This window comes from Neoroseomonas marina, assembly GCF_012927745.1.
Lineage (GTDB): Bacteria > Pseudomonadota > Alphaproteobacteria > Acetobacterales > Acetobacteraceae > Neoroseomonas > Neoroseomonas marina.
Window position 1 is genome coordinate 135779 of record NZ_JABBKX010000003.1, and the last position, 16702, is coordinate 152480.

Sequence of the window (16702 nt, forward strand, 5' to 3'; positions counted from 1 at the left end):
GTCAGCTGATCTCGCGGGTCGCCAGAGCGTCGCGCGCGGCTGAACGGAATTCGCGTCGATGCAGTTCGCGCAGCACCAGAAGGCTCGCGACCAGCAGCGCCAGCGGGTGGACGATCCAGGCGAGCGCCGCCAGTCCGAAGTAGTAGGACCGCAAGCCGGTGTTGAAGTGGCGCGCGCCGCGATTGGCCAGCCGGGCTGCCACCTCCGCGTGATGCACCGCCGCCGGGTCGCAGGGCATGCCGACCACGATGGTCGAGGTGTAGTTGAACTGCCGCAGCGCCCAGGTGAGCTCGAAGAAGGTGTTCACGAAGATCAGGAGCAGCAGGCCGATCTTGATCTCCCACATCAGTTCGTCCGGCACCTGCGACCAGGGCAGGATCGCGACGATGCGCCGCGCCGGGTCCGGCGCCGACATCATCGCGACCAGGCCGCCCAGGATCAGGATCGAGGTCGTCGCCAGGAAGGAGGTCGACGACATCAGGTTGCCGATGGCCGAGATGTCCGCAATGCGGTTCTCGCGCGCGAGCGCGGCGAGCATCCAGCGGCGGCGGTGTTCATCCATCGCCGCGATGACGCTGCGCGCGCGGATCGACGGAATGCGGTCGACGATCAGCGCATAGACCACCCAGCACAGCACGAAGACGCCGAGCGCGATCCAGTCCAGCACGGTCAGCGGAAGCGTCATCGGGTGGGGCGCTCCGTGGGCTCGGGCTGGCAGGCGCGGGCCAGAACCTCGCGCGCCGCCGGCGAACCGCCGACGAAATGTCCCGCTGCGCGATCCCAGGTGAAGGGCAGGGTCGTGTCGCGGCAGGCGCTGTCGCTGGTGCAGTAGGTCACCCGCAGGTCGAGCCTGCCGTTGCGCCCGCTGAGCAGCGCGCGCCCGTCCTGGATCTCACCGAACAGGGCCTGCTGGCGTTCGCGACCATCCGGACCGGTCCAGCGGATCTCCACCGCGGTCTGCAGATGTGCCCCGTCGGCGGCCCTGCGGCCGATCCGCCAGCGAAGGGCACCGGAGGGCAGGCCGCGGATCAACCCCTGCTCGGTCACGACCGCCGGGGATTGCCAGTCGAGGCAATCCGCGAGCGCCGGGACTGGCACGCTGAGCGCAATCATCACCGCGGCGGCAGGGCCAGCGCAGGCATGTGCTCGATGGAAGACTGACGTCATGGCACCGGATATCCAGGATGCCGCCATTCTAGGCCAGCCTCCGCCGCGCTTCGACGTGAAGTCGCCGGGCCACCAGGACGAACAGCAGCAGCGCCACAAGCGGTGCCGCCTGTACGCCGAGCAGGCGCGTCAGCGACCAGGCGAGGAGCGGCGTGAAGCCGAGCAGGACCAACCCGATCACCTCCCAGGGCAGGGTCTTGCCGTCGGCACGGAGGCGAAGGACGAACCAGGCCATCGGCAGGACGACGATGGCGAGGTCATAGACAAGCAGGAAGGGCGAGAGGAACAGCGTCGCAGCGCAGATGGTCGCCCCTTCGGCCAGGCCACCCGGACGGCGCCACGTCAGGGCGATGAGGGCCGCTGCCGCCAGCGCGGCCATCGCGCCGTGCACGGCATAGGCGGTCGCCGGCGGGAGCCCCAACATGCGCGCTGCCGCGAAGATGCTGACGATCTTCTCGAAGCCGGCCTCCCCGGCCTCCAGTCCCTCCCGCGCGATGGGCGCCTGGCGAAGGAAGGCGGCCCAGATGTCCCGGCCGAACGCAAAGGTCGCGACTGCCGCCCAGGCGATGACCGTCGTGCAGGCGGCCGCGCTGACGCGCCAGCGCCGCGCGGCCAGCAACGCCACCGGCACGGCCAGCGCGATCTGCGGCTTGTAGCAGAGGCTTCCGAAGCAGATGCCCGCCAGGACCGGCCGCCGGTCGATCAACCAGGCGCCCCAGGCGAGCAAGGCCGCGCTCAACGCGCCGTTCTGGCCAAAGCCGGCATTCACCCAAATGGCGGGAAAGGCGAGCACCGGCACGATCGCGGCGCGGCCTGCCATGCGCACCACCCCCGCGGCAAGCGCGGCCGTGGTGGCGACCACCCAGAGGATGAGCGCGATGCCGTAGGGAAGCACCGCCAGTGGCGCGCAGACAAGGAGATAGACCGGCGGATAGAAGAAGGCCGACCAGCCCGGCACGACGCCGTCGAAGTGACGCAGCTGGACGGCGAAGTGGGCCTGCGTGTCGTAGACCGCGAGCGGCCGTCCCTCGAGCAGGAGGACGGAGGCCGACCAGAAGCTTGCGAAGTCGAAGCCGATCCAGGGATCGCGGCCGCCGCCGATCGCGAGGAGGACGGCGGCCGCGCCCGCGAAGGCCGATGCGCCGAGGCCGCAGACCGCCCGGACGCGGTCTTCCGTGAGCCAGACCGGCTCCCGGAAGGTCCGGATGATCCGCGCGGCCGGAGGAGGGAGCACGCGCCCACCCATCCGCCGCGCGGACCGTCAGGCCGTCAGGCCATCTTCTTCTTCAGGTTCTCGTCCAGCTTCGCGAGGAAGGCCTGGGTGTTGAGCCAGGGCTGGTCCTTGCTGATCAGGATCGCGAGGTCCTTCGTCATGTAGCCGCTCTCGACGGTCTCGACGCAGACCTTCTCGAGCGCCTCGGCGAAGGCCACCACGTCCGGCGTGCCGTCGAACTTGCCGCGATAGGCGAGGCCACGGGTCCAGGCGAAGATCGACGCGATCGGGTTGGTCGAGGTCTCGCGGCCCTTCTGGTGCTCGCGGTAGTGGCGCGTCACCGTGCCGTGGGCGGCCTCGGACTCGACCGTCTTGCCGTCCGGGGCGAGCAGCACCGAGGTCATCAGGCCGAGCGAGCCGAAGCCCTGCGCCACGATGTCGGACTGCACGTCGCCGTCGTAGTTCTTGCAGGCCCAGACATAGCCGCCTTCCCACTTCAGGGCGCATGCCACCATGTCGTCGATCAGGCGGTCCTCGTAGGTCAGGCCTGCCGCCTTGAACTTGTCCGCGAACTCCTCGTCGAAGATGCGACGGAAGATGTCCTTGAACTCGCCGTCATAGGCCTTGAGGATCGTGTTCTTGTGGCTGAAGTAGACCGAATAGCCGCGCGCGAGGCCGTAGTTGAGGCTGGCGCGGGCGAAGCCCTCGATCGACTTGCGGGTGTTGTGCATGCCCATCAGCACGCCGCCGCCGGCCGGGAAGTTGGTCACTTCGAGCTCGACCGGCGCGCCACCATCGGCCGGCGTCCAGGTCAGCGTCGCCTTGCCGGCACCCGGGATCTTGGTCTCCGCGGCGCGGTAGATGTCGCCATAGGCATGGCGGCCGACGACGATCGGCTTCGACCAGTGCGGCACCAGGCGCGGCACGTTCTTGCAGATGATCGGCTCGCGGAAGATCGTGCCGTCGAGGATGTTGCGGATCGTGCCGTTCGGCGACTTCCACATCTTCTTGAGGCCGAACTCGGCGACGCGGGCTTCGTCGGGCGTGATGGTCGCGCACTTCACCGCGACGCCGTACTGCTTCGTCGCATTCGCCGCGTCGACGGTGATCTGGTCGTCCGTCTCGTCGCGCTTCTGGATGCCGAGGTCGTAGTACTTCAGGTCGATGTCGAGATACGGGAGGATCAGCCTGTCCTTGATGAACCCCCAGATGATGCGGGTCATCTCGTCCCCGTCCATCTCGACGACGGGGGTCTTCACCTTGATCTTGGCCATGAGCTGTCCTCTGCGGGGCGTCCGATGAGCAGGCCTGTCCCGGGGGCGGCCGGCGCGGGCGGAAATTGCACCGCCGGGGCTGGTGCGGCAAGCCCGCGACAGGCCGGACACCGCGCAAACCGCTTCGGAGACGCCGAATGAAGGATCCCGGTAGGACCGTTGCCGATCGTTTCGTTCGCAGCATGGATGCCGCGACGGGCAAGGGGTACCGCCTCGGCTACGAGATCGCCCGCGACGAAGCGGCGTTCCTCGCCATCGAGGCAGGGCGCCCGGACATCGCCGAACGCATCCGCGCCCTGCGGCCCCTGCCCGACCGGCGGGAGCCGCAGGGCTGACGGGTGGTCAGCCCAGGCTGGTCACATCCATGGGCGAGGGCATCCACGCATAGCCTTCGCCTTCCTTCGCGACGCGGCCGAGGCCCGGCCACGGGAAGTGGTAGGAGAGGAGCGCGACGCGCTCATTCGCGAAGCGATCGAGCGCACGGGCGCGCGTCTGGGCCGATTGCTTCGGATCCGTGTCGAAGGAGAATTCGAGCAGCGGGCGCCGCAGCAGCAGGACGTGATGATGGGCGAGGTCGCCGGTGTAGACCATGACGTTGGGGCCGGAGTTGATGGCGTAGATGGTGTGCCCGACGGTGTGGCCCGGGGCGGACATGGCGATCACGCCCGGCACCACTTCCCGGCCGTCCTGCACCATGATCATCCGGTCGCGGTAGGCATTGAGGTTCTTCGTCGCGCCCCGGATGAAGGGGCCCATGAAGGCTGGACCGCGGATGTTGCCCTCGTCCGTCCAGTACTTCAGGTCGGTTTCCGACACCGCCACCTGGGCGTTGGGGAAGTTGCGGTTACCCTGGGCGTCCACCAGGGCCCAGCAATGGTCGCAATGGGCATGCGACAGCACGACCAGGTCGATCTGCGCCGGATCGATGCCGGCCTGACGCATGTTCCGCAGCAGTCGGCCGGTCGTCGGCCCGAACATCTGGCTGTCGGCCCCCATGCTGTCGCCCATCCCGGTGTCGAACAGGATCAGGTTGCGGCCGGTGTTGAGCACCAGGGCATTCTGTTCGAGCAGCGCATTCGCGGGGTCGAGGAAGTTCGACTGCATCATGGCGTTGATCTCGCCGGGCCGCGCGCCGACGAACGCATCCTCCGCCTTGCCCAGCGGCAGGGCGCCGTCGGAGATCACGGTCGCCTCGTATTCCCCGAAGCGGAAGCGGTACCAGGCGGGCGCGCCGCGTCCGACGAAGGGGGCGGCGGCCTGTGCGCCCATCAACGGCAAGGCCGCAGCGGCGAGGCCCGCACCGAGCAGGGCGCGGCGATTGAACGTCATGACTGGTTCCTCCCAAAGGACGGCGCTAGAGCACGCAGGGCACCGGCGCCGCAGGCTATCGTTCCGGCGGGGCGACTTTCCAGCGTCGCGTGCATCCTTGACGAATCATTCCCGCGTGACGGATGGGAGGGCGTGATGATCCTTCGTATTGTGGCGGTCGGCCTGGCCGGCCTGACGGTGGCGGGTGCGGCGACGCTGGTCGCGGGCGCCGGCCTCGCGGCGGTCGCCTGCGCCGCCCGGCGCCGCGCCGAGGCGCGCACCGCCTGGCCGGCCGAGGATCTCGACGAAGTCCCGCCGGCCACCGGTCGGGAGTGATGACCGTCCTCGTCGTCGGTGGCGGCGTCGGCGGGCTGACGCTGGCGCTGTCCCTGCACGAGCGCGGCATTCCCTGCCGGGTCTTCGAGGCCGCGACCGAGGTGAAGCCCCTGGGCGTGGGCATCAACACCCTGCCCCACGCGATCCGGGAACTCGCCGCGCTCGGGCTGCTGCCGGCGCTGGATGCGGTGGCGGTACGGACGCGGGAGCTGCGCTACCTGAATCGCTTCGGGCAGGAGATCTGGGTCGAGCCGCGCGGCACCTGGGCCGGGCACGAGGTGCCGCAATTCTCCATCCATCGCGGCCACCTGCACGCCGTGCTGTGGCAGGCGGCGCTCGAGCGCCTCGGGCCGGAGGCGCTCGTCACCGGCGCCCGCTTCGCCGGCTTCGAGCAGGACGGGGCCGGGGTGACGGCACGCTTCGCCGATGGGCGCGCCGTGCGCGGCGAGGTCCTGATCGGCGCCGACGGCATCCATTCTGTCCTGCGCGCGACGCTGCACCCCGAGGATGGCGGCATCCGCTGGAACGGCATCCAGATGTGGCGCGGCGCGATCGACTGGCCGGAGTTCGAGGGCGGCGACACCATGATCGTCGCCGGCGACATGACGGAGAAGCTGGTCCTCTACCCCATCGCCGCCGGGTCGACGCCCGGCACGCGGCTGACCAACTGGGTCGTCTGCGCGCAGATCGGCGATGCGACGAAGCCGCCGCCGCGGCGCGAGGACTGGTCCCGGCCCGGCCGGCTCGAGGAGGTGTTGCCGCATGTCGCGCGCTTCCGCATCCCCTTCCTGGACGTCGCGGCGTTGGTGCGCGCGACGCCCGAGTTCTGGGAATACCCGATGTGCGACCGCGATCCCCTGCCCTGGTGGACGCAGGGGCGCGTGACGCTGCTCGGCGACGCGGCGCATCCGATGTATCCGGTGGGATCGAACGGCGCGTCGCAGGCGGTGCTCGACGCGCGGTGCCTTGCGGCTCTGCTGGCAGGCGGCGATCCGGTCGCCGCCCTGGCGGCCTATGAGGCGGACCGTCTGCCCAAGACCGCCGAGATCGTGCGCAGCAACCGCAAGGGCGGCCCCGAGCGCGTCGTCGACGTGGTCTCGGAACGCGCGCCGGACGGCTTCGCGCGGCTCGAGGACGTCATCGCACGCGAGGACCTCGCCGCCATCGCCGGCGGCTATGCGCGCATGGCGGGATTCGCCGCGCCTCGGTGACGCCACGCTTCGGCCGCCTCCGCACCATGGGCGGAGGCGACCACGCCATCCTGACGCCGATTGAAGGAGCGCAGGATGACCACTCGGAGCGGAACCTGGATCGCAGCATCGCCGCGGCCGCGCAGTGACCGGCTGACGCAGGTGCTCGTCGCCATCGCCACGGCGCTGGAACGGCATCGGCAACGCAAGCGCCTCGCCGAGCTCGACCCGCGGCTGCTGCGCGACATCGGGGTCTCGGCCGAGGATGCCTGGCAGGAAGCGCGCCGGCCCTTCTGGCAGCGATGATCCGGCCCGGCCCTTTCCGCGGCGCCTTGCTGCGCGCAGCATGCGCCGCCCGAAGGAGGAAGCGGAATGGCAGGACGGATGGATGTGCGGCGCTCGCATGACGGTCGCGTCGCGCATGTGGCGGTGGATCACGACGCCAAGTTGAACACCTTGAACCCCGACCTGATGCAGGACTTCGCGGCGACCTTCGCCGCACTCGGCCAGGATAACGAGCTGCGCGCCGTGGTGCTGACCGGCGCCGGCCCGCGCGCCTTCATCGGCGGCGCCGACATCTCCGTCATGGCCGCGGTGGACAGCGAAGCGCAGGGCGAGGCCTTCATCCGCCTGGTCCATGGCTGCTGCCGCGCCGTGCGCGACTGCCCCGTGCCGGTGATCGCGCGGGTGAATGGCTGGTGCCTCGGTGCGGGCCTCGAGATCGCCGCGGCCTGCGATCTGCGCATCGCCGCCGACGTCGCGAAGTTCGGCATGCCGGAGGTGCGTGTCGGCATCCCCTCGGTCGTCGAGGCCGCGCTGCTGCCGGGGCTGATCGGCTGGGGGCGCACGCGGCGGCTGCTGCTGCTCGCCGAGACGATCGGCGCGGCAGAGGCGCTGGACTGGGGCCTGGTGGAACGCGTCGTCGCGCCGGATGCGCTCGACAGCGCGGTGGAGGAATGGATTGGGATGCTGCTCGACGCAGGTCCTCACGCCATCCGGTCGCAGAAGGCGCTGATCCGGCGGTGGGAGGACATCTCGGTCACCGAGGGCATCGCCGCCGGGGTCGAGGCCTTCGCGGCGTCGTGGAAGACCGAGGAACCGCGCCGGATGCTCGGCGGGTTCATGGAACGCAAGGCGAGGAAGTAGCGCATGAAAAACGGAGAGGGGCTTTGCCCCTCTCCGCGCCTCTCCCCACCAAAGGCCGAAAGGCCTTTGGAAACCGGGACTATTCGGCGGCCAGCGGCTCGTCGTCCTCGCCGCCTTCGCCGACCAGCATCTGGTCCGCCAGCAGCCCGGCCTGGCCACGGATGCGCTGCTCGATCGAATTGGCCATCTCGGGATGATCGCGCAGGAACTGCTTGGCGTTCTCGCGCCCCTGGCCGATCCGCTGGCTGTCGCAGGAGAACCAGGCGCCCGACTTCTCCACCACATTGGCCTTCACGCCGAGGTCGATCAGCTCGCCGACCTTGCTGATGCCCTCGCCATACATGATGTCGAACTCGACCTCGCGGAACGGCGGGGCCATCTTGTTCTTCACCACCTTCACGCGGGTGTGGTTGCCGGTGACCTCGTCGCGTTCCTTGATCGCGCCGATGCGACGGATCTCCATGCGGACCGAGGCGTAGAACTTCAGCGCGTTGCCGCCCGTCGTGGTCTCCGGGTTGCCGAACATCACGCCGATCTTCAACCGGATCTGGTTGAGGAAGATCATCAGCGTGTTCGACTTGGCGACCGAGCCCGTCAGCTTGCGCAGCGCCTGGGACATCAGGCGGGCATGCAGGCCGACATGGCTGTCGCCCATCTCGCCTTCGAGTTCCGCGCGCGGCACCAGCGCCGCGACGGAGTCGACCACCAGCACGTCGATCGCCCCCGACCGCACCAGCGTGTCCGCGATCTCGAGCGCCTGCTCGCCCGCGTCCGGCTGGCTGATCAGAAGGTTGTCGACATCGACGCCGAGCTTCTTGGCATAGCCCGGGTCGAGCGCATGCTCGGCATCCACGAAGGCGCAGGTGCCGCCGCGCTTCTGCGCCTCGGCGATCACGTGCAGCGCCAGCGTCGTCTTGCCCGAGGATTCAGGCCCGTAGATCTCGACGATGCGCCCCTTGGGCAGGCCACCGATGCCGAGTGCGAGGTCGAGGCCGAGCGAACCGGTCGAGACGACCTCGATATCGCCCTGCTGGGACTGCTTGGCGCCGAGCCGCATGATCGAGCCCTTGCCGAAGGCCCGCTCGATCTGGCTCAGCGCGGCGTCCAGCGCCTTTCCCTTGTCCATGCCCTTCCCCCGCTCCAGCGAAGATTTATCAACCATAACGAGAATTCCCCTGGGCGTCTATCGCCAATGGATACAGGGCCTCGGGGAGTCGCCCGTGATGCCCGGACCGCTCCACCCGCGCATGACGGGGCGATTCGGTGCAAGCGAAGGATGCGCCAAAGCCGGGGCGCCATCAAGAACAGATTGAGAACATCAATCCCGAGCCGGCGCGGCCTCGCCCACTGCCGCGACCAGCTCCGCCATGCGGAACGGCTTTTCCAGGAAGCGGATGCCCAGGCCCGCGACGCCCTCGCCCACCGTGCCCTCGGAATAGCCCGACACCAGGATCACCGGCAGGCCCGGCCGCGCGTCGCGCAGGGCGCGGGCGAGCCCGATCCCGTCCATCTCGCCAGGCATCGTCACGTCCGAGACGACCACATCCGGCACGAAGCCCGCGCCGACGGCGTCCAGCGCGGTCTCTGCATCCTCGGCGACCTGCACCTCATGGCCAGCGCTTTCCAGCGCGCGTCGGGCGAGCAGGCGAATCGCCGGCTCGTCGTCGACCAACAGCACGCGGCGCCGCGCGGGCCCGGGGGGCTCGGCCGTCGCGGCCTCCTCGCGCGCCGCCGGCGCGGCGCCGTGCACCGCGGGGAACCACAGCCGGAACACCGTCCCCTGCCCCTGACCCGGTGCCACCGACACATGCCCGCCCGACTGCCGCATGATCCCGAGCACGGTCGACAGCCCGAGCCCGGTACCGCCCTGCCCGCGCCGCGTCGTGAAGAAGGGCTCGAAGACCCGCGGCAGGATCTCCGGCGCGATGCCGCGCCCCTCGTCGGACACCGAGAGGACCGCCCAGTCCCCGGGCGGGATCACGGATCCCTGCGCGACCTCCTCGGCTGTCAGCGTCCGCGCAGCGAGCGCGATGCGGATCGTGCCGGCATCGGCCATCGCCTCACGCGCATTCACCACCAGGTTCACGAGCACCTGGTCGAGTTGCGCAAGGTCGACCCGGACCAGCGGCCCCGGCCGCGGCAGATCGAGTTCCAGCGCCAGCCGCGCGCCCCGCAACTGCATCAGCAGCGGTTCCATCGTCGCCACGGCATCACCGAGCGCGATCACCTGCGGCGCGAGGGTCTGACGGCTCGCAAAGGCCAACAGTTGCTTCACGAGGCGCGCCCCCCGGCCAGCGGCATCGAGGATGCCGCGGAGTTCCTCCTCCGTCCCGGCGCCGCCCCGCGCCAGCGCTGCTTCCGCCGCGCCCGTGATGACGGCGAGCAGATTGTTGAAGTCATGCGCAACGCCGCCGGCGAGCTGGCCCACCGTCCGCAGGCGGGCGCCTTCCTCGAGTTGCCGCTGCATGCGCCGCCGCGCGGTGACATCGACCACGCGCATCAATGCGCCCGGTTCGCCCCGGAGCGGCCGGCAATGCACTTCCACCGCCGCATCGGGTGGCAACGTCGGGTCGGCAAGCCGGGCCGCGACGGCCGGCGGGGCGGGCGGACCGGCTATGGCCGCGCTGACGGCGCCGGCGACGGCCGCCTGCGTCTCCTCCGCGAACAGGGCGACCACTGTGCCGCCCGTCACCGGCGTCGGGCCCGCGCCGCACAACGCCCAGAGCGCCGGATTGGCCAGCCGGATGCGCCCTTCCGTGTCCAGCACGGCGAGCCCGGCCTCCTCCTCCGCTTCGAACAGCCGGCCGAAATCCGCCGCAATGCGATCCGCTTCGTTCACCCCGATCCTTCCCGCGACCCCAGACGCCAGGCATAGGCGATGATCTCAGCCACGAGTTGATAATGCTCGGGCGCGATCTCCGCATCCAGGTCCACGCGGAACAGGGCGCGGGCGAGCGGCGGGTTGGACACGATGGGCACGCCCGAGTCCTCCGCGAGCGCACGTATGCGCGCCGCGACGGCATCCGCCCCCTTGGCGACGACGCGCGGGGCGGCGCTCGATCCCTTCTCATAGGCCAACGCCACGGCGAAATGCGTCGGGTTGGTGATGACGACCGCCGCCTTCGGAACGGCCGCCATCATGCGGCCGCGGGCACGCTGCTGGCGCAGCTGCCGCAGCCGGCCCTTCACCTGGGGATCGCCTTCGCTCTCGCGCATTTCCTCGCGCAGGTCCTGGCGCGACATGCGCAGCCGATGCAGGTGCCGCCAGCGGACCCAGAGCCAGTCGAGCATCGCGATCGCCGCGAAGGCGCCGAGCGCGGCGAGAGCCAAGTCAAGCGCCGCGCGGCCGCCGGCGGCGAGCAACGCCGCGGCGGGCTGGCTCATCAGCGCCACCGCGTGCCCCGGATCGCCGATGGCCCACCCTAGCGCAGCCCCCACGAGACCAAGCTTGATCAGCGTGCGCACGAGTTCGATCGCCGCATCCGTGCCGATGAGGCGCTTGAGTCCCGAACGCGGGCTGATGCGGCCGGCCTGGGGCGCGATGGCCTTCGCATGGATGGCGAGCCGCGTCTGGATCAGCGTCGCCGCGATCGCACCCACCGCCGCCAAGCCCGCCACGGGCAGCAGGGCGAGCAGGCCAAGGCGCCCCATCTCCATCGCGCCGGACAGCGCCTCGACCTCCTGCGCGCGGGCCATCAGCACGCGCAACCCGCGCAGCATGTCCATCCCGAGCGAGGGCAGCCCGATCATCAGCCCCAGCACGCCGCCGGCCAGCGCACCGAAGCCGGCGAGTTCGCGGGAGAGCGCGACATCGCCCTCCTCCCGCGCCTTTTCGAGCCGCCGCGGGGTTGCGGCTTCCGTGCGGTCTTCGGCTTCGCTGCCGCCGCCCTCCTCGGCCATGGATCAGCGCAGGCCAGGCAGGTCGAGGAAGGCGGCGCGCGCCGCCTCGGCGAAGGCGCCGAGCAGCGCCGGCATGACCGCGGCGAGCAGCGCCAGCCCCAGAAGCACCTGCCCGGGCACCGCGACGAAATAGACCTGGACCTGCGGCGCGATGCGCGACAGCAGGCCGAGCGCGACATTCACCAGGATCGCCGCCAGCACGAAGGGCGCGGCGAGCCGCAGTGCCAGGGCCAGGCTGGCGGTCGCGGCCTCCGCGAGAGCTTCGGCCGCAGGCCCCGCCGGGAAGGGATCGCCGACCGGGAACAGGCCGTAGGACTCGACGATCGCCCGCAGCGGAACGACGTAGAGGCCCGTCGCCAGGACGACGACCGTTGCCGCGAGCGACAGCATCCGCCCCGTCGCCGTGCCCGCGCCCCCCAGCGACGGATCCGGTACCAGCGCCTGGGCAAGGCCCAGCAGCAGCGCGATCGCCTGCCCCGCCACCGCCATCGCCATGGCGACCAGCCGCGCCAGCCCACCCAGCCAGAGCCCGATCGCGACCTCGATGCCGATCATCCGCACGGTTTCCGTGGCCGCATCCGGCACCTGCGGCAGCCCCGGCGCGAGGCCCGGCAGCATCAGCAGCACCAGCCCAAGGCCGAGGCCGAGCCGCACCGGCGCCGGCACCTCCTCCTCCCCCAGGCCCGGCAGCACCATCGCGGCCGCGCCGAGCCGCGCGAAGACCAGCACCGCCTGGAATGCCAGCACCGGCAGGGTGGCGAGGAGCTCCGCCTCGCTCACCCCTTGAGCCCGACCTGCACCACCGCGTCGAACAGGCTGGCCGCATAGCCGCGCAGCACGCCGGCCATGAAGGGCCCCAGCATCAGCATCGCGGCCGCGAGCGCGAGCAGCTTCGGCAGGAAGGCGAGCGTCGCCTCGTTCACCTGCGTCAGCGCCTGCAGCACGGCGATGACGAGGCCGACGCCGAGCATCAGTACCAGGATCGGCCCGCCGACCTGCAGGCTGACCAGCAGCGCCTCCCGCGCGGCGAGCGCGACTTCGTTCACTGCGCCCTCAGATCGGCATCCGCATCACGTCCTGGTAGGCGGCGACGACGCGGTCGCGCACCGCGACGGCGGTCTGCAGCGTCAGCTCCGCGCGCCCGACCGCGAGCACGACGTCGGTCACGCTGCCCTCGCCGGTCAGGGCGCGGCTGGTCGTGGCGTCGGCGTTGCGGCCGACCTCCACCGCCTGGTCGACGGCGCGAGCGAGCGCCGCCCCGAAGCCGCCGCCCGGGCCGGCCTGCGCCTGCGGCAACGCATCCGCCGCGCGATAGGCCGCGGCGACGCCGGCGGGAGCAAGCGCGAGCGTCATGTGCGCAGGGCCTCGATGGTGCGGGTCAGCATGCCGCGCGTCACCTCGAGCACCGAGAGATTCGCAGCGTAGGTCCGTTGCGCTTCCCGCATGTCCATGGTCTCGACCAGGCTGTCGACGTTGGGCACGCGGACATAGCCGCGCGCGTCGGCCGCGGGGTGGGACGGATCGTGCCGCACCGGGAAATCCCCGGCCGCGGTGCCGACGCGCGCGACGCGCAGCGTCGAGACACCCAGTTCCCGGTCCATCTGGTTGCGGAAGGTGACGGTCTTGCGCCGGTAGGGATCCGCACCCGGCGTCTCCCCGGTGCTGTCGCGGTTGGCGAGGTTCTCGGCCACCACGCGCAGGCGTGTCGCCTGCGCCTGCATGCCGGCCGCCGAGATGCGGAGCGCGCGGTCGAGGTCCATCGTCCTGTCCCCTTACGAATTGCGTCCGAGCGCGGTGCGGAACAGCCCGAGGTAGCGGCGGTGCAGTCCGATCGCGAGGGCATGCGCGGTTTCGGTATCGGCGATGCGCAGCGCCTCCCGGTCCAGGGCGACGCCGTTGCCGTCCATCGTCGTCTCCGGCAGGCGGCGTTCCCGCTGCACGCGGGCATCGCCTTCGCCGGACGCGAGGTGGCGCGGGTCGGTCCGCCGCAGCGCGCCGGCCGGCTGCGCGGCGGCAAGGCTCTCGGCGAAGGGCCGCACGTCCGAGGGTCGATAGCCCGGTGTGTCGGCATTGGCGACGTTCTGCGCCAGCACGCGCTGCCGCGCGTCGAGCCAACGCAGGCGCGCTTCCGCGAGAGCGACGGGTCCGGTGCGGGTCGGGTCCATGACCAAGGCCTCGCATGTCGGCGCCCAAGGATCGGTTAATGCGGCCGACAACCGCGCGGTAACCCGACCTGGCCTTCACTGGCGCGGATGACGCAGGCCGACCTGACCACCGATGCACGCCAGACCGCCGGCCTCCTCGCCGCGATCGAGGCGATGGAGGCGACGCTCGCCGTCGCCGAGGCGCTGGCGAGCGAACGGCGCCGCATCGATCTCGGTGGCCTCGATGCCGAGATGGGGCGGCTCTGCGTCGCGGCCCTCGCCGCGCCGCGCGTCGCCGTACCGGAGGTGCGCGTCCGGCTCGAGGCGCTGGTGGTGGCGCTCGACCGGCTGAGGGCGGGGCTGGCGCCGCCGTGAAGCCACGGACCCGCCGGCAGGAGGCCGCGGCATGATCATCGACACGGGCACATGGATGACGGCCGCGGGTGCCCTGGCCGCCGTCGTCGGCCTGGTGCTGCTGGCCGGGCGCCTGGCGCGCCGCGCGGGCTTCGCGCCCTCCGGCACCGGTCGGCTGCGGGTGGAGGAGGCGCTGGCGCTCGACGCGCGCCGACGCCTGCTGATCGTGCGCTGCGACGGGCGGGCGTTGCTGCTGCTGACCGGCGGGCCGCAGGACCAGGTCGTCGGCTGGCTGCCGGAGACCGGCGCGTGATGCGCGCGGCCCTGTTCGCGGCGCTGCTGCTGGTCCCGGGCGCGGCGATCGCGCAATCCGTCTCGATCGACCTCGGCCAGTCCGGCCAAGCGGGGGCGACGGCGCGGCTCGTGCAGCTCACGGCCCTGATCGGGATGCTGTCGCTGGCGCCGTCGCTGCTGGTGATGGCGACCGCCTTCGCGCGCATCGTCATCGTCCTGGCGCTGCTGCGCAGCGCGATCGGCGCCCAGGGCATCCCGCCCAACCCGGTGCTGGTGGGGCTCGCGCTGTTTCTCACGCTCTTCGTGATGCAGCCGGTGTTCGACGCCGCCTGGGTCCAGGGCCTGCAGCCCATGGCAGAGGGGCGGATCGGGGAGATCGCCGGCCTCGAGGCCGCAGCCGAGCCCTTCCGCCGCTTCATGGCGGCCCAGGTGCGCGAGGACGACCTGCTTCAGTTCCTCGACCTCGCGAACCTTCCCGCGCCCGCGACTCCCGAGGCCGCGCCCTGGCGCGCCCTGGTGCCGGCCTTCATGGTCAGCGAGCTCAAGCGCGCCTTCGAGATCGGCTTCCTGCTCTTCCTGCCCTTCCTCGTCATCGACATGGTCGTGGCCAGCGTCCTGATGTCGCTGGGCATGATGATGCTGCCGCCATCGGTGGTGGCGCTGCCGTTCAAGCTGATCTTCTTCGTATTGGTGGACGGCTGGCGGCTGGTTGCCGCATCCCTGGTGCAGGGATTCGTCCAGCCCCCGTGAACGTCGGGGGAAGCCGGCCGCCACGGGCATGCCACGCCAGCGGGATCGATCCCAGGCATCCGGCCCGGCGCGCCCCGCGAGGGGGCTGCCAGCGACCGGCGCCGCGAGCGTGGCCGCGCACGTGGCGGCCGGAACGACGTTACGTCTGCGGCAGGTGTTCCGCGATGTAGGGCGGCAGGTGGAAGGCGCCGACATGGATCTCCGGCGTCCAGTAGCGCGTGGTGCCGAGGATGCCCGCGGCTTCGGCACGCCGGCGGATCTCCTCGACCGGCACGGCGCGGCAGGATGCGTCCTTGCCCGCCCAGCCCAGCGTCATGAAGCCGCCGACATAGGTCGGCACCGCAGCGACATAAGCCCAGATGTCCGCGAACGCCTTGCCGCGCCGGATCGAGGTCTCGCGCAGTTCGTCCGCCTGCATCTGCGGCACGCCGCACTGGTTCACCACCAGGCCGCGCGGCGTCAGCAGACGGGCGCAGTTGGCGTAGAACTCGTCGGTGAAGAGCACCTCGCCCACGCCGATCGGGTCGGTGCTGTCGACGATCACGACGTCGAAGGACGCATCCGGGGCCTGGCGGACGTAGTCGATGCCGTCGGCGACCAGCACCTGCGCGCGCGGATCATTCCAGGCATCGCCGGCGATGCCGGGCAGGAACTCCTTCGCCAGGCGGATCACCTCGCCGTCGATCTCGACCATCACGGCGCGCTCGACGCCCTTGTGCTGCAGCACGCGGCGCAGCACGCCGCCGTCGCCGGCGCCGATGATGAGCACGTTCTTCGCCGCGCCATGGGCCAGCAGCGGCACGTGGGCGATCATCTCCTGGTAGGAGAATTCGTCCGCTTCCGTAATCTGCACCACGCCGTCGAGCATCATGACGCGGCCATGCGTCTCGCTCTCGAAGATCATGATGTCCTGGAATCCGGACTGCACGCGCGCGAGCTCGCGCTTCACCCGGAAGCGCTGGCCCCAGGCGTCGTAAAGCGTCTCGTTCACCCAGAAGTCGTAGGCCATGGCGATGATCCCGTTATCACGCGAAGGGGCCGGACGCTGCCGTCCGGCCCCCCGTTCAGGTCGGCGCTGGAAGGCGACTTAGCCGATCAGGCCGCGCTTGTGCTCGGAGAGCTGCACCCGCTCCGGCAGGAAGCCGCGCTTCAGGGCGGGGATCGCCTTATACGGATCGCAATCGCCGCAGACGAAGATGTCGAGCGCGGCGTAGTCCCGCTCCGGCCAGGAATGAATGGAGACGTGGCTTTCGGCCAGCACCAGCACGCCCGACACCCCGCCGTTCGGCGAGAAGTGGTGGAAATGCCCGTGCAGGATCGTCGCACCGGTCGCCAGCGCAGCCTCGCGCAACACCGCATCGATGTGATCGGGGTCGTCGAGGTTCGTCGCGCCCCACAGATCGATGATCAGGTGCGTGCCGGCGTAACGGATGCCGTTGCGCGCGATGAAGTAATCCTTCTCGGGTTGCGCCGAGCGGTCTTCGTCAATGTTCCGGGTGTCGCTCGGCAAATCCGAGACCATCCCCGGTTGGACGAGAGCTTCCATGTCAGGGCTCCTTCCAGCCAGCAGATGACCAGGGCGATCGGGGAAGTCCGATCATTTGGGTCAACGGCCGCGCGATATGA

Annotated in this window: 23 protein-coding genes; 8 read left to right on the forward strand and 15 right to left on the reverse strand. The window is 70.8% G+C overall.

Annotated elements, in window-relative coordinates; genetic code table 11:
* Position 1: 1 nt before the first annotated feature.
* The 4 genes from GWK16_RS10625 to GWK16_RS10640 form a co-directional block, all read right to left on the reverse strand.
* Positions 2 to 685 carry a DUF599 domain-containing protein gene (locus GWK16_RS10625; protein WP_170053947.1) on the reverse strand — a complete coding sequence of 228 codons (684 nt, stop codon included), beginning with the start codon at positions 683 to 685 and terminating at the stop codon, positions 2 to 4.
* Positions 682 to 1098: a hypothetical protein gene (locus tag GWK16_RS10630; RefSeq protein WP_170053948.1), complete on the reverse strand. Its 417-nt coding sequence runs from the start codon at positions 1096 to 1098 to the stop codon at positions 682 to 684. Before GWK16_RS10630 ends, GWK16_RS10625 begins: the two co-directional genes overlap by 4 nt.
* A gap of 97 nt (positions 1099 to 1195) precedes the next feature.
* Positions 1196 to 2401, reverse strand: a complete 1206-nt coding sequence (locus tag GWK16_RS10635) for a glycosyltransferase 87 family protein (RefSeq protein ID WP_170053949.1) — start codon at positions 2399 to 2401, stop codon at positions 1196 to 1198.
* A 35-nt stretch (positions 2402 to 2436) separates the two neighbouring features.
* Positions 2437 to 3654: an NADP-dependent isocitrate dehydrogenase gene (locus GWK16_RS10640; protein ID WP_170053950.1), complete on the reverse strand. Its 1218-nt coding sequence runs from the start codon at positions 3652 to 3654 to the stop codon at positions 2437 to 2439.
* A gap of 137 nt (positions 3655 to 3791) precedes the next feature.
* Here GWK16_RS10640 and GWK16_RS10645 point away from each other — a divergent pair, with 137 nt between their 5' ends.
* A complete protein-coding gene (locus GWK16_RS10645; RefSeq protein WP_170053951.1) occupies positions 3792 to 3989 on the forward strand; it encodes a hypothetical protein in 198 nt (65 codons plus the stop codon).
* A gap of 7 nt (positions 3990 to 3996) precedes the next feature.
* Here GWK16_RS10645 and GWK16_RS10650 read toward each other — a convergent pair whose 3' ends face one another.
* On the reverse strand, positions 3997 to 4983 hold the full coding sequence (locus GWK16_RS10650) for an MBL fold metallo-hydrolase (protein WP_170053952.1): 987 nt from the start codon (positions 4981 to 4983) through the stop codon (positions 3997 to 3999).
* A gap of 135 nt (positions 4984 to 5118) precedes the next feature.
* Here GWK16_RS10650 and GWK16_RS10655 point away from each other — a divergent pair, with 135 nt between their 5' ends.
* The 4 genes from GWK16_RS10655 (at position 5119) to GWK16_RS10670 (ending at position 7634) form a co-directional block, all read left to right on the forward strand.
* Positions 5119 to 5298 carry a hypothetical protein gene (locus tag GWK16_RS10655; RefSeq protein ID WP_170053953.1) on the forward strand — a complete coding sequence of 60 codons (180 nt, stop codon included), beginning with the start codon at positions 5119 to 5121 and terminating at the stop codon, positions 5296 to 5298.
* Positions 5298 to 6509: a flavin-dependent oxidoreductase gene (locus tag GWK16_RS10660; protein WP_170053954.1), complete on the forward strand. Its 1212-nt coding sequence runs from the start codon at positions 5298 to 5300 to the stop codon at positions 6507 to 6509. Before GWK16_RS10655 ends, GWK16_RS10660 begins: the two co-directional genes overlap by 1 nt.
* Before the next feature lie 75 nt (positions 6510 to 6584).
* Positions 6585 to 6794: a DUF1127 domain-containing protein gene (locus GWK16_RS10665; RefSeq protein ID WP_170053955.1), complete on the forward strand. Its 210-nt coding sequence runs from the start codon at positions 6585 to 6587 to the stop codon at positions 6792 to 6794.
* A gap of 66 nt (positions 6795 to 6860) precedes the next feature.
* The gene (locus tag GWK16_RS10670; protein WP_170053956.1) at positions 6861 to 7634 is read left to right on the forward strand and encodes an enoyl-CoA hydratase; all 774 of its coding nucleotides are present in this window, start codon (positions 6861 to 6863) and stop codon (positions 7632 to 7634) included.
* Positions 7635 to 7713: 79 nt separating this feature from the next.
* On the opposite strand, the gene recA is transcribed toward GWK16_RS10670, so the two are convergent.
* The 8 genes from recA to GWK16_RS10710 form a co-directional block, all read right to left on the reverse strand.
* Entirely contained in the window at positions 7714 to 8760 is a 1047-nt protein-coding gene (gene recA / locus GWK16_RS10675; RefSeq protein ID WP_211187318.1) for a recombinase RecA, read from the reverse strand.
* A 192-nt stretch (positions 8761 to 8952) separates the two neighbouring features.
* Complete coding sequence (locus tag GWK16_RS10680) at positions 8953 to 10473, reverse strand: ATP-binding protein (RefSeq protein ID WP_170053957.1); 1521 nt, start codon at positions 10471 to 10473, stop codon at positions 8953 to 8955.
* The gene (locus GWK16_RS10685) at positions 10470 to 11534 is read right to left on the reverse strand and encodes an EscU/YscU/HrcU family type III secretion system export apparatus switch protein (RefSeq protein ID WP_170053958.1); all 1065 of its coding nucleotides are present in this window, start codon (positions 11532 to 11534) and stop codon (positions 10470 to 10472) included. The genes GWK16_RS10680 and GWK16_RS10685 overlap by 4 nt, the downstream gene beginning before the upstream one ends.
* A 3-nt stretch (positions 11535 to 11537) precedes the next feature.
* Complete coding sequence (locus GWK16_RS10690; protein WP_170053959.1) at positions 11538 to 12314, reverse strand: flagellar biosynthetic protein FliR; 777 nt, start codon at positions 12312 to 12314, stop codon at positions 11538 to 11540.
* Positions 12311 to 12580, reverse strand: coding sequence for a flagellar biosynthetic protein FliQ (locus GWK16_RS10695; RefSeq protein WP_170053960.1), 270 nt, complete (start codon positions 12578 to 12580; stop codon positions 12311 to 12313). Before GWK16_RS10695 ends, GWK16_RS10690 begins: the two co-directional genes overlap by 4 nt.
* 7 nt (positions 12581 to 12587) lie before the next feature.
* Complete coding sequence (locus GWK16_RS10700; protein ID WP_170053961.1) at positions 12588 to 12887, reverse strand: flagellar hook-basal body complex protein FliE; 300 nt, start codon at positions 12885 to 12887, stop codon at positions 12588 to 12590.
* Complete coding sequence (gene flgC / locus GWK16_RS10705; RefSeq protein ID WP_170053962.1) at positions 12884 to 13294, reverse strand: flagellar basal body rod protein FlgC; 411 nt, start codon at positions 13292 to 13294, stop codon at positions 12884 to 12886. Before flgC ends, GWK16_RS10700 begins: the two co-directional genes overlap by 4 nt.
* Positions 13295 to 13306: 12 nt before the next feature.
* Entirely contained in the window at positions 13307 to 13699 is a 393-nt protein-coding gene (locus GWK16_RS10710) for a flagellar basal body rod protein FlgB (protein WP_170053963.1), read from the reverse strand.
* Positions 13700 to 13786: 87 nt separating this feature from the next.
* Here GWK16_RS10710 and GWK16_RS10715 point away from each other — a divergent pair, with 87 nt between their 5' ends.
* From GWK16_RS10715 to fliP, 3 genes are read left to right on the forward strand one after another with little or no spacing between them, the layout of a single operon-like run.
* Entirely contained in the window at positions 13787 to 14053 is a 267-nt protein-coding gene (locus tag GWK16_RS10715) for a hypothetical protein (protein ID WP_170053964.1), read from the forward strand.
* 31 nt (positions 14054 to 14084) lie between these two features.
* A complete protein-coding gene (locus GWK16_RS10720) occupies positions 14085 to 14345 on the forward strand; it encodes a flagellar biosynthetic protein FliO (protein WP_170053965.1) in 261 nt (86 codons plus the stop codon).
* Positions 14345 to 15076, forward strand: a complete 732-nt coding sequence (fliP, locus tag GWK16_RS10725) for a flagellar type III secretion system pore protein FliP (RefSeq protein WP_170054413.1) — start codon at positions 14345 to 14347, stop codon at positions 15074 to 15076. Before GWK16_RS10720 ends, fliP begins: the two co-directional genes overlap by 1 nt.
* A gap of 139 nt (positions 15077 to 15215) precedes the next feature.
* On the opposite strand, the gene speE is transcribed toward fliP, so the two are convergent.
* Entirely contained in the window at positions 15216 to 16085 is an 870-nt protein-coding gene (speE, locus tag GWK16_RS10730; RefSeq protein ID WP_170053966.1) for a polyamine aminopropyltransferase, read from the reverse strand.
* Between the two features lie 78 nt (positions 16086 to 16163).
* Positions 16164 to 16622, reverse strand: a complete 459-nt coding sequence (gene speD, locus GWK16_RS10735; protein ID WP_170053967.1) for an adenosylmethionine decarboxylase — start codon at positions 16620 to 16622, stop codon at positions 16164 to 16166.
* Positions 16623 to 16702 lie beyond the last annotated feature (80 nt).

What these genes read in the sequence shown, in the direction of transcription:
- GWK16_RS10625 (WP_170053947.1), bottom strand. Translation starts at nt 685, where the DNA reads ATGACGCTTCCGCTGACCGTGCTGGACTGGATCGCGCTCGGCGTCTTC.
- GWK16_RS10640 (WP_170053950.1), bottom strand. Translation starts at nt 3,654, where the DNA reads ATGGCCAAGATCAAGGTGAAGACCCCCGTCGTCGAGATGGACGGGGAC.
- GWK16_RS10645 (WP_170053951.1), top strand. Translation starts at nt 3,792, where the DNA reads ATGAAGGATCCCGGTAGGACCGTTGCCGATCGTTTCGTTCGCAGCATG.
- GWK16_RS10650 (WP_170053952.1), bottom strand. Translation starts at nt 4,983, where the DNA reads ATGACGTTCAATCGCCGCGCCCTGCTCGGTGCGGGCCTCGCCGCTGCG.
- GWK16_RS10655 (WP_170053953.1), top strand. Translation starts at nt 5,119, where the DNA reads ATGATCCTTCGTATTGTGGCGGTCGGCCTGGCCGGCCTGACGGTGGCG.
- GWK16_RS10660 (WP_170053954.1), top strand. Translation starts at nt 5,298, where the DNA reads ATGACCGTCCTCGTCGTCGGTGGCGGCGTCGGCGGGCTGACGCTGGCG.
- GWK16_RS10665 (WP_170053955.1), top strand. Translation starts at nt 6,585, where the DNA reads ATGACCACTCGGAGCGGAACCTGGATCGCAGCATCGCCGCGGCCGCGC.
- GWK16_RS10670 (WP_170053956.1), top strand. Translation starts at nt 6,861, where the DNA reads ATGGCAGGACGGATGGATGTGCGGCGCTCGCATGACGGTCGCGTCGCG.
- recA (WP_211187318.1), bottom strand. Translation starts at nt 8,760, where the DNA reads ATGGACAAGGGAAAGGCGCTGGACGCCGCGCTGAGCCAGATCGAGCGG.
- GWK16_RS10685 (WP_170053958.1), bottom strand. Translation starts at nt 11,534, where the DNA reads ATGGCCGAGGAGGGCGGCGGCAGCGAAGCCGAAGACCGCACGGAAGCC.
- GWK16_RS10700 (WP_170053961.1), bottom strand. Translation starts at nt 12,887, where the DNA reads ATGACGCTCGCGCTTGCTCCCGCCGGCGTCGCCGCGGCCTATCGCGCG.
- flgC (WP_170053962.1), bottom strand. Translation starts at nt 13,294, where the DNA reads ATGGACCTCGACCGCGCGCTCCGCATCTCGGCGGCCGGCATGCAGGCG.
- GWK16_RS10710 (WP_170053963.1), bottom strand. Translation starts at nt 13,699, where the DNA reads ATGGACCCGACCCGCACCGGACCCGTCGCTCTCGCGGAAGCGCGCCTG.
- GWK16_RS10715 (WP_170053964.1), top strand. Translation starts at nt 13,787, where the DNA reads ATGACGCAGGCCGACCTGACCACCGATGCACGCCAGACCGCCGGCCTC.
- GWK16_RS10720 (WP_170053965.1), top strand. Translation starts at nt 14,085, where the DNA reads ATGATCATCGACACGGGCACATGGATGACGGCCGCGGGTGCCCTGGCC.
- fliP (WP_170054413.1), top strand. Translation starts at nt 14,345, where the DNA reads ATGCGCGCGGCCCTGTTCGCGGCGCTGCTGCTGGTCCCGGGCGCGGCG.
- speE (WP_170053966.1), bottom strand. Translation starts at nt 16,085, where the DNA reads ATGGCCTACGACTTCTGGGTGAACGAGACGCTTTACGACGCCTGGGGC.
- speD (WP_170053967.1), bottom strand. Translation starts at nt 16,622, where the DNA reads ATGGAAGCTCTCGTCCAACCGGGGATGGTCTCGGATTTGCCGAGCGAC.